This is a genomic window from Erythrobacter sp. S158, from assembly GCF_057364915.1.
Map to the genome: position 1 here is coordinate 48,771 of NZ_CP200279.1, position 15,438 is coordinate 64,208.

Annotated in this window: 21 protein-coding genes; 14 read left to right on the forward strand and 7 right to left on the reverse strand. The window is 61.3% G+C overall.

The window, feature by feature from the left end:
- The first annotated feature begins 28 nt into the window (after positions 1–28).
- From AC0V6T_RS00235 to AC0V6T_RS00245, 3 genes are read left to right on the forward strand one after another with little or no spacing between them, the layout of a single operon-like run.
- Positions 29–535, forward strand: a complete 507-nt coding sequence (locus tag AC0V6T_RS00235) for a UPF0262 family protein (protein WP_486128451.1) — start codon at positions 29–31, stop codon at positions 533–535.
- A gap of 3 nt (positions 536–538) precedes the next feature.
- A complete protein-coding gene (locus tag AC0V6T_RS00240) occupies positions 539–1,252 on the forward strand; it encodes a glycoside hydrolase family 25 protein (protein ID WP_486123271.1) in 714 nt (237 codons plus the stop codon).
- Entirely contained in the window at positions 1,249–1,665 is a 417-nt protein-coding gene (locus AC0V6T_RS00245; protein ID WP_486128453.1) for a cytidine deaminase, read from the forward strand. The genes AC0V6T_RS00240 and AC0V6T_RS00245 overlap by 4 nt, the downstream gene beginning before the upstream one ends.
- On the opposite strand, the gene AC0V6T_RS00250 is transcribed toward AC0V6T_RS00245, so the two are convergent.
- Positions 1,662–2,342 carry a DUF4197 domain-containing protein gene (locus tag AC0V6T_RS00250; protein WP_486123273.1) on the reverse strand — a complete coding sequence of 227 codons (681 nt, stop codon included), beginning with the start codon at positions 2,340–2,342 and terminating at the stop codon, positions 1,662–1,664. The genes AC0V6T_RS00245 and AC0V6T_RS00250 overlap by 4 nt on opposite strands.
- Before the next feature lie 99 nt (positions 2,343–2,441).
- Here AC0V6T_RS00250 and AC0V6T_RS00255 point away from each other — a divergent pair, with 99 nt between their 5' ends.
- Positions 2,442–2,987, forward strand: coding sequence for a DUF421 domain-containing protein (locus tag AC0V6T_RS00255; protein WP_486123275.1), 546 nt, complete (start codon positions 2,442–2,444; stop codon positions 2,985–2,987).
- On the opposite strand, the gene AC0V6T_RS00260 is transcribed toward AC0V6T_RS00255, so the two are convergent.
- Together AC0V6T_RS00260 and AC0V6T_RS00265 are read right to left on the reverse strand one after the other, a co-directional pair.
- Complete coding sequence (locus AC0V6T_RS00260) at positions 2,984–4,123, reverse strand: M14 family metallopeptidase (protein WP_486123277.1); 1,140 nt, start codon at positions 4,121–4,123, stop codon at positions 2,984–2,986. The genes AC0V6T_RS00255 and AC0V6T_RS00260 overlap by 4 nt on opposite strands.
- Before the next feature lie 29 nt (positions 4,124–4,152).
- Positions 4,153–4,776, reverse strand: coding sequence for a hypothetical protein (locus AC0V6T_RS00265; protein WP_486123279.1), 624 nt, complete (start codon positions 4,774–4,776; stop codon positions 4,153–4,155).
- Between the two features lie 43 nt (positions 4,777–4,819).
- Between AC0V6T_RS00265 and galE the strand changes: the two genes are divergently transcribed.
- The 3 genes from galE (at position 4,820) to AC0V6T_RS00280 (ending at position 6,796) form a co-directional block, all read left to right on the forward strand.
- A complete protein-coding gene (galE, locus tag AC0V6T_RS00270; RefSeq protein WP_486123281.1) occupies positions 4,820–5,845 on the forward strand; it encodes a UDP-glucose 4-epimerase GalE in 1,026 nt (341 codons plus the stop codon).
- A 90-nt stretch (positions 5,846–5,935) separates the two neighbouring features.
- Positions 5,936–6,061, forward strand: a complete 126-nt coding sequence (gene ykgO / locus AC0V6T_RS00275; protein WP_007165381.1) for a type B 50S ribosomal protein L36 — start codon at positions 5,936–5,938, stop codon at positions 6,059–6,061.
- Between the two features lie 117 nt (positions 6,062–6,178).
- Positions 6,179–6,796, forward strand: a complete 618-nt coding sequence (locus AC0V6T_RS00280; protein WP_486123284.1) for an HAD family hydrolase — start codon at positions 6,179–6,181, stop codon at positions 6,794–6,796.
- Positions 6,797–6,967: 171 nt separating this feature from the next.
- Here AC0V6T_RS00280 and AC0V6T_RS00285 read toward each other — a convergent pair whose 3' ends face one another.
- Positions 6,968–7,306, reverse strand: a complete 339-nt coding sequence (locus tag AC0V6T_RS00285; protein WP_007165379.1) for a CC_3452 family protein — start codon at positions 7,304–7,306, stop codon at positions 6,968–6,970.
- A gap of 228 nt (positions 7,307–7,534) precedes the next feature.
- Here AC0V6T_RS00285 and AC0V6T_RS00290 point away from each other — a divergent pair, with 228 nt between their 5' ends.
- From AC0V6T_RS00290 to recQ, 3 genes are read left to right on the forward strand one after another with little or no spacing between them, the layout of a single operon-like run.
- Positions 7,535–8,089 (forward strand): winged helix-turn-helix transcriptional regulator, encoded by a 555-nt coding sequence (locus tag AC0V6T_RS00290; RefSeq protein WP_486123287.1) that lies wholly within the window; start codon positions 7,535–7,537, stop codon positions 8,087–8,089.
- Positions 8,061–8,423: a hypothetical protein gene (locus AC0V6T_RS00295; protein WP_486123289.1), complete on the forward strand. Its 363-nt coding sequence runs from the start codon at positions 8,061–8,063 to the stop codon at positions 8,421–8,423. Before AC0V6T_RS00290 ends, AC0V6T_RS00295 begins: the two co-directional genes overlap by 29 nt.
- Before the next feature lie 25 nt (positions 8,424–8,448).
- Positions 8,449–10,224, forward strand: a complete 1,776-nt coding sequence (recQ, locus tag AC0V6T_RS00300) for a DNA helicase RecQ (protein WP_486123291.1) — start codon at positions 8,449–8,451, stop codon at positions 10,222–10,224.
- Positions 10,225–10,226: 2 nt separating this feature from the next.
- Here recQ and AC0V6T_RS00305 read toward each other — a convergent pair whose 3' ends face one another.
- From AC0V6T_RS00305 to AC0V6T_RS00315, 3 genes are read right to left on the reverse strand one after another with little or no spacing between them, the layout of a single operon-like run.
- Positions 10,227–10,904, reverse strand: coding sequence for a cyclic nucleotide-binding domain-containing protein (locus AC0V6T_RS00305; protein WP_486123293.1), 678 nt, complete (start codon positions 10,902–10,904; stop codon positions 10,227–10,229).
- Between the two features lie 54 nt (positions 10,905–10,958).
- Entirely contained in the window at positions 10,959–11,675 is a 717-nt protein-coding gene (locus tag AC0V6T_RS00310) for a Crp/Fnr family transcriptional regulator (RefSeq protein ID WP_486123295.1), read from the reverse strand.
- 50 nt (positions 11,676–11,725) lie between these two features.
- Entirely contained in the window at positions 11,726–13,219 is a 1,494-nt protein-coding gene (locus AC0V6T_RS00315; RefSeq protein ID WP_486128455.1) for a YifB family Mg chelatase-like AAA ATPase, read from the reverse strand.
- A gap of 238 nt (positions 13,220–13,457) precedes the next feature.
- On the opposite strand from AC0V6T_RS00315, the gene AC0V6T_RS00320 reads away from it, so the two are divergent.
- From AC0V6T_RS00320 to yidD, 4 genes are all read left to right on the forward strand, one after another.
- On the forward strand, positions 13,458–14,408 hold the full coding sequence (locus AC0V6T_RS00320; protein WP_486123297.1) for an alpha/beta hydrolase: 951 nt from the start codon (positions 13,458–13,460) through the stop codon (positions 14,406–14,408).
- Positions 14,409–14,520: 112 nt separating this feature from the next.
- Positions 14,521–14,655 (forward strand): 50S ribosomal protein L34, encoded by a 135-nt coding sequence (rpmH, locus tag AC0V6T_RS00325; protein ID WP_007165371.1) that lies wholly within the window; start codon positions 14,521–14,523, stop codon positions 14,653–14,655.
- 165 nt (positions 14,656–14,820) lie between these two features.
- Positions 14,821–15,198, forward strand: a complete 378-nt coding sequence (rnpA, locus tag AC0V6T_RS00330; protein ID WP_486123300.1) for a ribonuclease P protein component — start codon at positions 14,821–14,823, stop codon at positions 15,196–15,198.
- On the forward strand, positions 15,195–15,404 hold the full coding sequence (gene yidD / locus AC0V6T_RS00335; protein WP_007165369.1) for a membrane protein insertion efficiency factor YidD: 210 nt from the start codon (positions 15,195–15,197) through the stop codon (positions 15,402–15,404). Before rnpA ends, yidD begins: the two co-directional genes overlap by 4 nt.
- The last annotated feature ends 34 nt before the right edge of the window (positions 15,405–15,438 follow it).

Here is a 15,438-nt window from a genome sequence, read left to right on the forward strand (position 1 = left end):
GACCCTCGCATCTGCGAAAGCAAGCCGGATGTCCGTCCTGCCATCCGATTCCGCGAATTCTCATCGCATCGCCCACATCGCTCTCGATGAAGAGACGATCCTGTGGCGCAATGCCGATGTCGAACAGGAACGGCGCGTGGCGATCTACGACCTGATCGAGGAAAACACCTTCAAGCCGGTCCGCAGCGCAAAGCGCGGAGCCAAGGGCCCTTATCGCCTCAGCCTCGCGGTGCGCGACGGTCGGTTGGCAATGGACATTGCGGACGAGGAAGAAAACCCGCTCGAGACGCTGCTCATAGGCCTTGCCCGTTTCCGCCGTCCGATCCGGGAGTATTTCGCGATCTGCGACAGCTACTACCAGGCGATACGCAAGGCGACGCCGGCCGAGATCGAGACGATCGACATGGCCCGGCGCGGAATTCACAACAGTGCGGCAGAGCTTCTGGTCGAGCGGCTTGAAGGCAAGGTCGAAACCGACTTTGCAACTGCGCGGCGGCTTTTCACGCTCATCTGCGTCCTTCACATCAAGGGCTGACGGATGGCGCGCAGGGCAAAGACGCGCGGCTCTCTGGGCCGGTGGATGTTCCGACTGTTGGCGCTCGGCGTGCTGGTTGGCGTTGGTTTTGCGGCTTGGCTTTGGTGGGACATGCGCAGCTGGCGGCCCGATGTGGCGCTTTATCCTGAACAGGGCGCTGTTGTCGCCAGCGGTACTTCAGGCACTCGGTTTCAAACTCTCAAGGCGATTGGCGCGGACTTCGTCTATCTCGAGCTTGCCGACGCGGTCGGTGTGCCGGACCCCGGCTTCGCTTCGCGGCTGTCGCGAGCGCGCAGCTCAGGGCTCAAGGTGGGTATCGTGCAGCCTTTCGACCCATGTCTGCGCGCCGATGAACAGTCTTCGCGCTACACCCGTATGGTGCCGCGTGATGGCGAACTGCTTCCTCCCGCAATCGCGCTCTTTCGCACGGCAAGCGGGTGCGAGCCTGCTGTCAGCGACGCTGCGGTTGAGAGCGAGCTTATGACCCTGGTCAATCAGATCGAGATGCATGCGGGCAAGCCGGTCATCCTGAAACTTGGCCGCCAGTTCGAAGCGCGTCATAGGACGGCTCGCTCTACCGAGCGCGACCTGTGGTTGATGCGCGACCGTGCGCGGCCAGACTATGCCGGACGACCGTGGCTGCTATGGAGCGCAAACAGTCAATTGGTTAGCGAGGCATCGACGGATGCAATCGAATGGGTGGTGGTGCAAAGATGAATGACGACGCGCTGATCGCAGCTGCAAGGGAGGCTGCAACCAAGGCATATGCGCCGTACTCCGAATACGAAGTGGGGGCCGCCCTGCTGTTCGATGACGGCGCCGTGATAACCGGCTCTAACGTCGAGAATGCGAGCTATGGTCTTGCGCTATGTGCCGAGACGAATGCCGTTTCCAGGGCGCTCAACGAGGGGCGGCGCGGCGGGCTTGTCAGGGTTGCTGTCGTCGGGCCTCTCGACAAGGGCGACGGCGCGCCGATCACGCCATGCGGGCGCTGCCGCCAGGTCCTTAATGAAATCGCTCAGCTGGGCGATACCAACCCGGATATTCTGTGCGTCGGCAACGACGAAGTACGCCGCGTTAAGCTATCCGAGCTTCTCCCGCATGCCTTCGGCCCGGCAAATCTCGTCTAGTTACCGAGCAAGTCTCCGAGTCCTCCGAGCGGATTGGAGCGGAATTCGCGCTCTTCACTTCCGATGTAAGCGAAGATTCCGTCCAGACCTTGGTCGGTGACCGAGCGGTTGATGCGCTCCCGGTTTAATCCGGCATCGCGAATGAAGCTGTGGTCTTCGGCAAGTTTGTCAAACTGGCCATAGACACCTGCCTTTTCGAGCGCGCTGTCCACAAGCGGCTCCAGGCGCGAATGAAGGCGATCGTTCGAGGACTGACGCAGATATTGCGTGCCTCCATCGCTTTCACGGATGATGCCGGGTGCGTCACTGAACGACAGATTGTCGATCGCATCGCGGAAGATCGGCTTTGCTTCGCCTGCGGCGACCCCTGCCGCATCGTTGATTGAGCGGGTGACACCGCCCAGCACGCCAAGCCTGTTGCCTGCGTTAAGGAGCGAGCCCATCAGCCCACCTGCGCGCCCGCCGAGATTGCCGACAATCGGAAGGCCGATACGAATGCTCTCGTCGTCGTAGAACGCGCCGGGCTGAGACAGCTTGTCGAGTGCGTTGTCTGTTGCGCGCCCCAGAATGGAAGAGAGGCCAAGACCTTGCGCGCGAAGCGGGTAAGGCGTGAGCGCCAGCATTGCGAACGCGCCGGTTCCGGCGAGCAACTGGCGGCGATCAATGGTGCGGTTCAATCTCGTTCTCCCTTAAGATCGCTTTTGAGCTTAGCACATTCCGACCGGCAGCGGTTTGAAATTGTGGGCGCTTGGCACCAACGGCCTTGCGACGCGTTGGTGACCAGAAGCTACCGGAGAGCGCGTATTTTTGTAGAGCCACCCATTGCCGATGCCCTCATTCGCGGCGCTATCCTTGCCGTTCTTGCGCTGGGCTGGATGAATCTGCTCATCCGGCTGAATGGACTTCGTACGCTGTCGAAGATGACGAACTTCGACTTCGTGACCACCGTTGCCTTCGGTTCGCTTCTCGCGGGTGCAGGGCAGGCGAGCGAATGGACGGCATTCCTGCAGGCAATCGCAGCCATGCTCGGCCTGATCCTTGCGCAAGCCGCGACGTCCTTCCTACGCCGCCGATCGGAGACCGCAGCCGACATGATTGGCAATCAGCCCTGCCTAATCATGCGCGACGGTGAATTCGACGAAGGGGCGCTCAAAGCGAACCACATTCGGCGCGAGGACATGATCGCCAAGCTGCGCGAGGCGAATGTCCTCCAGCTGTCCGAAGTCCGCGCCGCTATCCTCGAGACGACCGGCGATGTGTCGGTGCTTCACGGGAACGCGGAAGTCGATGAAGTTCTGCTGGAGGACGTGCGGGGAACTTAGCCCTCGCTGGTTTCAATCCACTCCAGCAGCGCTGCAAGGCAGTCGCGGGCGAGCAGTTTGCAACGCTCGGGTGACCAGCCTTGCTCGGGCTCGGGGAAGTCCGCGAGATCTTTGTAAGGCATCTCCAGCGTCATCGCACAGGCGCCGTAGCGCTCGGCCACCTGATTGGTCGAGATTGCGAGATTGGCCTTGCCGGCCGCTGCTTTGGGATAGCCGAGCTCAGTCTGAAAATCGGGGGTCCGGCGGTCGAGGATCCGCTGGTAGCGATAGAATTGTTTACCCAGTTCGTCGGTCCAGCTCGGGATGCCTTCGAAGCCGGCAAGAAAGACCGCAGGAATGGCTTCGTCACCGTGGACGTCCATCGCGTAATCGACACCGGTCTCATCCATCTTCGCCCGGATTGCGAGCACTTCGGGCGATTTATCGGCGCTGGGCTTGGCCCACTCGCGATTGAGGTTCGTGCCTACAGCGTTGGTGCGCAGATGGCCGCGGCGCGATCCGTCCGGGTTGCAATTTGGCACGACATGAATGCGCGCATGCTTTCGCAGCCCGCGCGCCACCGGATCGGTGGGATCGGTCAGGCATTCGAGCGCGCCTTCCATCCACCACTCTGCTTGTGTTTCACCGGGGTGCTGGCGCGCGTAGAGCCACACCTGTTTCTCCCCATCGCCCATCTGCAGCATGTCGAGCGGCTGCCCGTCGAGCGTGGTGGTGAGGCGAACGAGGTCGACCCCCTCGCACGCGGCCGCTTCGGCGACGAGGTCGTGGTGACGCTCCATCGAGTAAGGCGCGAAATATGCAAACCAGCTGAGGTTGGAGGCAGGGACGTAGCGAATGGTAAGCGTGCCATTGTCCTCATTCTTGTCAAAGGTGCTGGCCGCGCGGGTCCAGTATTCGCGGTCTTCGGAAACGCATGCGTCGTAATTGGGCCAGCCACCCGGGTAGGCGCTACCGTTGAGGCCGGTGATCTTAAGCGTCACTTCCTCGCCCGCTGCGCCAGTCACGCGGAAGTGAAACCACTGCGCGAATTCGGACATGTGGTCCTTCTTGATGGCGAGTTTTGCGCTTGCTCCGTCGATCGACAGCACTTCGATATTGCCGCTGTCGAAAGCGGCATCGATTGCGATATTGGTCATGAATGCCCCTGATTGTTGCCGAGCGAGCCTTAGCGCAGTTCGTCGACGTCTATGGATACGGTTTCGCCATTGCCACCGGGAAAGTCCTTGAACAAGGCGGCAGTGAGCGTACGCGCGCTCGCATCCACATCGGCATAAGGCGATTTGATCGAAATGGGCTGCTGAGCGCGGCCTTCCCAAAGGCTTTCTCCGCCAGGTCCGGAAATGCGGACAGAGAGTTCAGTGACGACCCTCGGCCCGCGATCGCCTCCACCCAGATTGATGCCGACACCAACACCGACGCCGCTTCCGAAGCTACCGGTTCCGCCGCCCACGCCGACACTGACCGGGCCTCCTCGATCGGCACCTTCGATCGGATTGCGCGATGTCCGGATTGTCGCGATTTGCCCGGCTGATGCGGTATCCATGACCACCGTGTAGCCCAGCGCTTCGAGCTCGCTTGAAACTGCGGAGGCAAAAGCGTCCCGTGCGCCCGTATTTTGCAACTCGTCCGGGAATTCGAGGGTGATCGTGCCCTGCCCCAACATTGCAGGTTGCTCGGACACGAAGCGCGTTACTTCGACCGGGCCGGTGTAAGTCCCGGCACAGGCGCTGAGCGTGCCAGCGAGCGCAAGAACAAGGGCAGGGCGAACAATACGGGGCAGAGCCATCATGAGCTATTTCCTCAGTTAACTGGCGCATGTTAGGGGCGCGCGCATGAATAGAAACGAAAACGCCACGGATCGTGTTCCCGTTTTGGTGACGGGCGGTGCCGGCTACATAGGCAGTCACGCGGTTCTTGCGCTGAAAGACGCCGGATGGCCCGTCGCGGTTATCGATAATCTGACGACCGGTTTTCGGTTCGCCGTTCCTGATGGTGTTGCCTTCTACGAGGGCGATATCGAGGACGCCGAACTGCTCGGACGCATTTTCGAAGAGCAAGGCACGAGGGCAATCATGCATTTTGCTGGTTCGGTGGTAGTGCCCGAAAGCGTCGAAGATCCGCTCAAATACTATCACAACAATACGGCGAAGAGCCGCACGCTCATCGAGGCTGCGGTCAAGGCCGGTGTGCCGCACTTCATTTTCTCGTCCACGGCCGCGACCTACGGTGTGCCGGAAGTCTCGTCCGTGCGCGAAGATACGCCGCAAAGTCCGATCAATCCTTATGGTTGGTCGAAGCTGATGACCGAGCAGATGCTGACCGATACCGCCTCTGCCCACACACTCAATTTCTGTGCGCTGCGATATTTCAATGTGGCGGGGGCTGATCCTAAAGCGCGCACCGGTCAGTCGACGGCGGGCGCGACGCATTTGATCAAAGTCGCGGTCGAAGCGGCGCTCGGCAAGCGTGACGGGGTCGCTGTCTTCGGCACCGATTTCGATACGCCCGATGGAACAGGCGTTCGTGACTACATTCACGTCAGCGATCTGGCTACGGCACATGTGCTCGCGCTAGAGGCACTGATGGCCCAGCCCGAGCGGTCGCTGAAGATGAACTGCGGTTATGGTCGAGGTTTTTCTGTGCTCGAAGTTCTCGATGCGGTCGATCGCGTGACGAACATGACAATTGACCGCCGCATGGAAGGCCGCCGCGCGGGCGATCCGGCGTCGCTTATCTCCGATCCGTCACGCATTCGAGCCAACCTGCCGTGGCAGCCGGAGCATGATGACCTCGACACGATCATCGCCCACGCGCTCGCATGGGAGAGGAAATTGTCTCAATTGCGCGGCGAAGGTTGACGAATCGTAGGGCCACGGGTAGTGCCGCGCCTTGAATTTCCGGCATCGGAGACCATCTCCGGTGCCTGTTTTATTACCGGGAAGCCGAAAATGAAAATCCGCAACAGCCTCAAGTCGCTGAAGAACCGCCACCGCGATTGCCGCGTTATTCGCCGTCGTGGTCGCACCTATGTCATCAACAAGACTAATCGCCGCTTCAAGGCCCGCCAGGGCTAAGCCGGACGATTGGCCGACTGCCCAATAGCAGGCGGTCGAAGAAACGCAGCGGCCCGCCTCCAGACCGGAGAGCGGGCCGCAGCCGTTTGTAGGCTCCGATAAGACGAGGCATCAGACTTGAGCGCAGACAATCAGGGCAAGGCGGTCGTGTTCGACATCGGCCGCGTGCTGTTCCACTGGCAACTTCGCAACCTGTTCGCAAAGTTGATCCACGACAAGGATGAGCTCGACTGGTTTCTTGCCAATGTCGTAACCGAAGAATGGCACTTCCAGCACGATCGCGGCGTGCCGTTGGGTGAGATGCTACCGGCACGGATCGCGCAATATCCAGATCAAGCGCTCAGAATCGCGGCCTATGCGGCGCGCTTCAACGAAAGCGCACCCGATGCCGTTGCGGGCGTACACGAAATCGTCAGGCGCCTGCATGCAGCGGGTGTCCCACTCTACAGCCTTACCAATTTCGGCGTGGAGCTGTTCTCCCAGTTTCGCCGTGAACACGACATTTTCGAGCTGTTCGAAGATATTGTTGTCTCGGGCCAAGAGCGGATCGCCAAGCCGGATCAGCGCATATACGCAATCACCGAGCAGCGCGCCGGTCGGGCTGGCGGCGCTCTCTTTTTTACCGATGATAACCCGGCCAACGTCGAAGCTGCGAAGGAGCGCGGCTGGGACGCGCATGTCTTTACCGACGCGGTCGCGCTCGAACAGCAGCTGGCCAGCGCCGGCTTCCTGTAGTCAAAACGAAAAAGCCCCGGCGAAGCTGTTGGGGGAGCTTCGCCGGGGTCTTGAGTTTTCCGACCTGAGGTTTGGAGTTGGGTCGGATTGAGATCTACGGGCCGCGAGGGGAGGACACCTCACACAGAGGTTAAAGGCGGCCCGGCGATCTGGGATCGGTGTTCGCCAGGCTTAGTTGCCGTTGCAGCGAGCAAGCTTTGCTTCGTCGAGATCTTCGCCTTCAACCTTGAAGGTGGTGATTTCGCCGAATTCGCGAGCGAGGCCGCGGCAGATGCGCGACGGGCGCGAGGTGCCCTTGTTCGCAACGCAAGTGTTGCCTTCGCAGATCCATGCAACGCCGCCAGCAACAGCGCGGTCGTCATCAGCTGGCTGGGCGAGGGTGGCGGTGTAGTAGGCGCCGCCCTGTGCAGCGACCGGGGTGGCGGTCGCCATGCCGAAGGTCATCGAAGTGTAAGCGATGGCCGAAGCGAGGACAGCGATGCGGCTTGCGCGGGGGAGAGAGAGGTTCATCACATTATTCCTTTTCAGTAGTGGGGACCTGAAATAGTATTTGTTGCGGTGCACAGTTTCGATTCGAAACCAGTTGCGAATCACTACCTATGCGATTAGGTTTCAGGTTGCAACTAGAAACTTAAATTATTTTCGGCACCGGTTTTCCACGCTCCCTGAGCGGCAAATCGCTCCGGATTTTGCCATCAGCGCAATTCGCGCTAGATAGGTTGCTGGGAAAGGACTGATATGGGCGACATTAGAGAACCACTGCGCGAGCTGATCGAATGCGGTCTGCCGCAAGCGCTTGAAGTGATGGGGGAACGCTGGTCCTTCATGATCCTGCGGGCGAGCTTCAATGGGCTCAAGCATTTCGAGGAGTTTCTCAGCGAGCTCGGCATTGCGCGCAACATTCTCTCCAACCGCCTGGCCAAGCTGGTCGACCACGGCATCCTTAAGCGTGAACCGTGTGCAGACGACCGTCGCAAGATCGAATATCGCCTGACCGAGAAGGGTTTCGACCTGCTGCCGGCCATGATCGCGCTGCGTCAGTGGGGGCAGAAGTATGGCTCAGAGCTCGTGACCGAAGACCCCGTGCTCGTCGATGAGAAGGACCGCCTGCCGATCGGGCCGGTCTCTATCCTCGCGCATGACGGGCGTGTGCTGACGCACGAAGATTTGTGGCTGACGCGCCGCGAAGACCTTGGCAAGCGCGCCGATGGTTCAACCGCGACGCCGGGTGCGGGCACCGTTCCTGGCGATGTTGTCGACATCGATGCAGCACGGAAAGCCGCCGCTGGCTAATTCCGGCGGGCCGTCGCTAACACCAGATGGCCGCTATATCATCGTGCGCGGACGGCTTTGGCGCGCGGCCAATCCACATTTGCCGGAAGACGAGCGCGAGCGTCTGGTCGCGTCACTAATGGATGCGCGCCGCGAAGTCGGCGCTGCCAAGCGGACCGGCGATGCCGAAGCGGAAAAGGCGGCGCGCGCCAAGGTCCACGAAGCGAAACTGGCACTGGGAGAGCGCGGCCCCGTCTGGTGGGACGATGGCGCTCCTGACGAAAATCGAAGAATGGTGAGGAATTCGAGCTACGCCGACTGGTGGGCACGAGCAGGTATCTGTAGCGAAGAGTGAGAATGCTACGCTTCCTGAGAACCAAGTGACCCCCACCGCCCCTGACGATATCCTGAAAGACGTGTTCGGCTATTCCGGCTTTCGCGGAAAGCAGGAGGCGGTCATCACGCGCATCCTTGGCGGAGAGCACACGCTTGCGCTGATGCCGACAGGCGCGGGCAAGTCACTCTGCTACCAGATCCCGGCGCTTGCCCGCGAAGGCACGACCATCGTCATTTCCCCGCTCATCGCGCTGATGCACGACCAAATCCGCTCGGCCCGCTCGGTTGGCATTCGCGCCGCGTCGTTGACCTCAGCTGATGCGGACAGGGCAGAAACGGCTCAGGCGATGCGCGAAGGCGAGCTCGACCTCCTCTATGTCGCGCCTGAAAGGGTAAACACGCCGGGTTTTCAGTCGCTTCTGACGGCGGCAAACATCTCGCTGTTCGCGATCGACGAGGCGCATTGCGTGTCGGAATGGGGGCACGATTTCCGGCCCGATTACCGCGAGCTTCGCGGGATGCTCGACCATTTTGAGCATGTGCCGCGCCTTGCTTTGACTGCTACTGCAGACGAAGTCACTCGTGCCGATATCCTGAAACAGCTCGGCATTCCTGATGCCGGGCTCATCAAGGCGGGCTTCGACCGGCCCAATATCCAGTACGCGATCCAGCCGCGACAGGGCGCGCCCAAGCAGATTGCCGACTTTATTGCGCGCACTCCGGGTGCCGGGATCATCTACGGGACCAGCCGCAAAGGGTGCGAGGACCTTGCCGCCAAGCTTGAGCAAACGGGCCGTCCGGTCGGTGTGTATCACGCCGGTCTCCCGCCCGAAGAGCGCGCGGCAACGCAGGCGCGTTTCGTCGAATCGGAAGACATGGTGATGGTCGCGACCATCGCGTTCGGCATGGGGATCGACAAACCTGACGTGCGCTTCGTCGTCCATGCGGGCCTGCCCAAGTCGATCGAAGCCTATTACCAGGAAACAGGCCGCGCAGGCCGTGACGGCGATCCGGCAGAAACGCTGATGCTGTGGTCAGCGAGCGATTTTGCCAAGGCGCGCCAGTGGCTTGGTGATGTGGGCGAGGCGCGCCTGCAATCGGAACGCGCGCGCCTCAATTCGCTCGCGGGGCTGGTCGAAGCCGCGCGGTGCCGCCGCCAGATCCTGCTGAAGCATTTCGGCGAGGACCTGCCCGAGCCCTGCGGCAATTGCGACAATTGCCTCAACCCACCCAAGGTCCTCGACGTGACGAAAACCGCGCAAAAGCTCCTGAGCGCGGTGTATCGCACCGGGCAAAGCTTCGGGATCGGCCATGTAGAGCGTGTCCTGCTCGGGCGCGAAGATGAGCGCGTCACGCAACGCGGCCATGACCAGCTCTCCGTTTTTGGTATCCTCGATACATCCGAAGCGCACCTGCTGCGCGCCGTGATGCGCAACCTCACCGCGCGCGACATGCTCACGACGACCGAGCATGGAGGCCTCGCGCTTGGTCCGGCGGCCCGTGAGGTGCTCAAGGGAGAGCAGGCCGTGATGATGGCCGAACCACCCGCAAAAAAATCGCGCCGTGGACGCGGCAGCGCCGTCCCCAATCCGGTCGGCGACCCTCTCTTCGACGCGCTGCGTGCGCGCCGCGCCTCGCTGGCGAAGGAAAACGGGGTCCCCGCCTACATCATCTTTCACGACAGCGTGCTGCGCGCGATGGCTTCGGATCGCCCCGGCACTCTCGCGCAATTGGGTGAAATACAGGGAGTGGGCGCGAGAAAGCTCGACACCTGGGGCGGAGCCTTTCTCGAAGTCGTGCGCGAGTTCGAGGCGAGCTGACCTCAGGCCGGCGCGGGCGCGTCACCGCGATAACTGACCGCCAGCTTGTCAGCCATGTCATTGGTCAGCAGCGCTGCCACTGCATTGCCGAGTGCAGGATACTTCTCACCCAGCGCACGAAGCTCATTCACGTCCCATTCGACGAGCCGCGCACCCTTCTTAGCCCAGACATCGGCGGTCGCCGCACTGTCGCGCACATAGGCGATCTCGCCGATGAAATGGCCTTCCGGAAGCGCGAAGGTCTGCGCCTGCTTTCCGACCGCTGCTTCGCCATCGACGAGGTAGTAGAGCCGATCGGTGGCCTGCCCTTCGCGGGTTAGGGCGCGAGGCTCTTTATCTTCCTGCGCACTCCAGCGACCGATGCGCATGAGGCGGCGAAATTGCCCCGGTGTGAGCGAGCCGAGCATTGAAAACAGGTGCCTCTCGTCCGCGCTCAGCCGAAAGGTCGTGCGGTCCATCAGTACCTGGCTGAGCACCCACAGATTAACGCCGATCATCAGGAAGCCTGTGAGCACCGCGTCCCACAGCGGCGGGTCCGGCACGAGCCAATAGTAGAAATTGAATACGGCGCTCGAGACGATGATCATCACGCGCAGCTTCAGCTCGTCACGAATGACATAGCCAATCAGCAGAAGCGCCGTGCCGACATGGATCAACCAAGCGGGGTCGAACAGGGTCATTGTGTGCATCCCTCCCATTGCATCGGGACGTGACACTATGTGCAGCGAAGTGGCTTAGCCTTCAACCGCTTCAAGAAGTTCGAGCGATTCCTCGGTTGACGGCATCGCATCATCGGGGCGGAACGAGGTGTTGAGCTTCTTCGCCAGATCCCTGGTGAGCAGCGCATTGAGCGCGTTCCCGAGGTTGGGGTATTTGCGGCTCAGCTTTCGCAGCGCATCGGCATCCCACTCGACATAGCGCACGCCTTCTGGCGCAACCGATGTGGTGGTGGTCTTGCGATTGAGGACGTAGCCGACTTCGCCGACGAAATTGTTTTCGGGAAGGCGGAAGCGCCGGCCATGTTTTTCGACCGAGATGATGCCCTCGAAAACATAGAAGAGCGCATTGGAAGGCTCGTCATCGCGCGTTAGCAGGGTGCCATCCGGATCGTCGGCCCGGCGCCATTGCGCGATCTTGAGCACGCGGCGGAATTGCCCAGGAGTGAGCGTCTCGAATGCATCGAACAGCCGCTTTTCATCTTCGCTCAGGCTCAGGGTGGTGCGCTCAAGAGCGATCTGCCCAAGGACCCAGAAATTGATCGCTACAAACAGAAAGCTCGTGATGATCGGGTCCCACAAGGGGCCTGTGGGCAGCAGCGAGTAATAAGCGATGTAGACGAAGGTTGAGACGACGATCAGAACGCGCAGCTTCAGCTCGTCGCGAATGCCATAGGCGATGAGCAGCAGCGCCGCGCCGAGATAGATCAGCCACTGGGGATCGAACACGTCCATATCTGCGGCCTTTGCCGCCGGGTCGACGAAATGTCACGCCGTGTGTTGCGCTATCGCCCGATCGTCTGCCGATAGGAAAGTGCCTCGGCGATATGGACCCGCCCTACCTGCTCTGCACCAGAGAGGTCTGCGATGGTGCGAGCGACCCGGAGCATGCGCGTATAGCTGCGCGCCGAGAGCCGTAATTTTTCTGCCGCCCGCATCAACAATGCACGGCCTTCGTCATCGGGAGAGGCGTGGGCTTCCAGAGAGTCACCTTCCAGCTCTGAATTTGAGCGAACCCCGCGCGCCTGTGCCTGCCTTCGCGCGTGAGCGACACGGCGGGCCACGTCTTCGCTACCCTCGGTTGGCGGAGGCAAGGCCATGTCCATTGCGCTCACTGCGGCGACTTCGACATGCAGGTCTATCCGGTCGAGCAGCGGTCCGGACAACCGCCCCTGATAGTCGCCGACGCAGCGCGGATAGCGATTGCAGTTCTGCGCCGGATCGCCCGCATAACCGCAGCGGCACGGGTTCATCGCAGCGATTAGCTGTACCTGCGCGGGGAAGGTAACATGCGCATTCGCACGCGCGACATCGACTTGTCCTGTCTCGAGCGGCTGGCGCAGCGAATCGAGGACAGGGCGCTGGAATTCGGGAAGCTCGTCGAGGAACAGCACGCCCAGATGCGCCAAGCTCACTTCGCCCGGGCGCACCTTCAGGCCGCCGCCTGTTAGCGCCGCCATGCTCGCCGAATGGTGCGGCGCACGAAAAGGGCGCGAACGACTGATACGGCCCGCTTCGAGCAATCCCGCGACCGATTGCACCATCGACACTTCGAGCGCTTCGGAGGGCGACAGTTCGGGCAGGATGCCGGGAAGGCATGAGGCAAGCAGGCTTTTGCCCGATCCGGGCGGTCCGATCATCAAGAGGTTGTGCCCTCCCGCTGCCGCAATTTCGAGCGCGCGCTTGGCGGTCTCCTGACCCTTTACTTGTTTGAGGTCGGTGACAGCGGGGGCCTCTTCCACCTCTCCCCGCTCCGGCTCTGCGAGCACCTGTGTGCCCTTCAGGTGGCCGAGCAACGAGGAAAGGTCGCGCGGTGCGAGCACCGGAACGCCGCTCGCCCACTTGGCTTCCGCGCCTTGGCTTGCTGGGCAGATCAACCCGCACTCCTCGCTGCTCGCATGAAGCGCTGCGATCAGGACGCCGGGTGATGCTACCACGCGCCCATCGAGAGAAAGCTCGCCAACCGCGATCCAGTCACCCAGTTGCTCGGCATCCGTCACGCCCATCGCCGCCAGCAGCGCGAGCGCGATGGGGAGGTCGAAATGCGAGCCATCTTTGGGAAGATCAGCAGGCGAGAGATTGATTGTGATCCGCTTGGGCGGCATCGCGAGGCCCATCGCCGATAGCGCTGCCTGTACCCGCTCACGGCTTTCGCTCACCGCCTTGTCAGGCAGGCCGACAATGGAAAAGCGCGGAAGGCCCGGAGCCACCTGGCACTGGACTTCGACCTTGCGGGCTTCAAGCCCGAGATAAGCAACGGTTTGGACAAGCGCGACCACGAACGACCCCCAGTTTTCACGGTGCACCTCGGCCTCTTTTGGATGGCTTGCATAGCTTTGTCGAGAGCCTTGCGCCGGTTAACACCTGTAAGTCTGGTGTGCTTACACGACCGATCCCGCAAACGGGATTACCAATTATAAACAGAAACTTGCAGTGCCCCTAGGTTTCACTGCGAAAGGTCTTCGCAAGCATAAACCTTGGCACTTCCTGAACCTCGGCAAAGTTATGCCATAGAGCATGAAACGGATTGCCTTCCTGCTCGCCGCACTCCAGCTCGCCTTTGCCGGTGCATTCTTCGCATCGCCTGCATCGGCGCAGCATTCCGCTTCGATGCATCTCGGCAGCGCTCGCACTGTTACGACCGAGAGCTGGATCGAGGAGTGGGACCCGGTCGCTCGCCGCTGGGTGAGGGTCGATGCTGGCAACGGCCAAATCGACACCGCGTCAATGCCCACGATCACCACTACGATCATGAATGGGAAAAGGGTCGCTGAAACTCGTTCCGCTGCGCGCTATGCCCTGCCTGCTGTGCCGCGTAGCTCGCCGCGTATGCTCGCGCAGTATGGTCCCTTCGTCGTGACCAGCCAGACGCGGGTCAAAATGGTCGGCTCGACTGACAGTTCCACACCGCGATATTTTGACGCAATGATGCGCGATTTTCCGCAGATCGAGACGCTCGAGATGGTCGAGGCGCCTGGCACAACGAATGACATTGCGAATCTCGCGGTTGGCCGCCGTATTCGCGCTGCGGGCCTCTCGACCCATGTGCCGCGTGGTGGGTCTGTACGGTCAGGAGCAGTCGAGCTTTTTCTTGCAGGCGTTACGCGCCGGGTTGATGATGGAGCCCAGTTCGCGGTTCATTCCTGGCTCGACAATCATGGTCGCGAAGCGGACGACTTCGCCGCCAGTGACCCTGCGCACAGGCTCTATCTCGATTACTACGTCGAAATGGGCATGAGCGAGCGACGAGCGCACGAATTCTACGCCATGACCAATTCGGTTCCGCATCGCACAGCGCTGTGGCTTGTCGCTGACGACATGCGCTTCTGGTTGCGGCCCGAACAGCCACCACAGCCGCAGATTGCATATCTCGACGTGACGGCTATCGACATGGGGCTCATCCAGAAGGCGACATTCGCATTGGCGCGAATCGATACGCGCCTTGACTCTCTTCGCGCTTTCCCATAGGCGCGCGCCTTCAGTTTTGGCTGGTTCAAAAACCGGCCGCATTTTGGACGCCGCAAGCCGTGGATGGTCACACCGCCCGTAAGCAGCTTCCAGCCAGTTATTCGAGGACGATATGAAGCGGACTTTCCAGCCCAGCAATCTCGTGCGTGCCCGTCGGCACGGTTTCTTCGCGCGCAAGGCAACCCCGGGCGGCCGCAAGGTCATCCGCGCACGCCGCAAGCGCGGTCGCAAGAAGCTCAGCGCTTAATCTTTTCGGCGCCCTCAGGCGCCGGGCGCGGGCCATCCGGCGCGCTTGGCCATCGCCGCATGAGCGGCGGCGCGCAGTCGCGTTTGCGGGCTCCCTTCGGGAGCCCGTTTGCATTCCTGCCAAACTGTTCGGCTGGTCCGATCAGCATGGTATAGGTCAACTTTAATGCCGACCGTTCTTACAAAACGCGCCGATTTCCTTGCGGCGAACAAGGGGCTGCGAAACGCACGGCCCGGTTTCGTTTTGCTGACCCGTCCCAATGATGGCGAAGGCTTGCGCTACGGCATCACGGTCACGAAAAAGATCGGCAACGCCGTGGTGCGCAACCGGATGAAGCGGCGCTTTCGCGAGCTTCTTCGCGCGGCGCTTCCTGAAGGCGGCCTCGCGAATCACGACCATGTTCTTATCGGCCGCTCCGGCGGGGTTGAGCGCGATTATTCGACGATGGCCGAGGAGCTTCACGCAGCCCTTACCCGGGCAAAGGAGGGTAGAGGCGATACCGGACGCGGCCGCCGCCCGCGGCGCGGGAACAAGCGCAAATGAAGCATGTGCTTATCTTTATTGCACGTTTCTGGCAGCTCGGCCCGTCGCGCATACTGCCTCCAACCTGCCGTTATTCGCCGTCATGCAGCCAGTACGCGATTGAGGCTTTGCGCAAATATGGCGCTCTCAAGGGTGGATGGCTTGCCGCAAAGCGGCTAGGGCGCTGCCATCCATGGGGAGGGCACGGCCACGATCCGGTTCCTTGAAGGGCTGGAAATACGAGCTGTCATACCCACATAA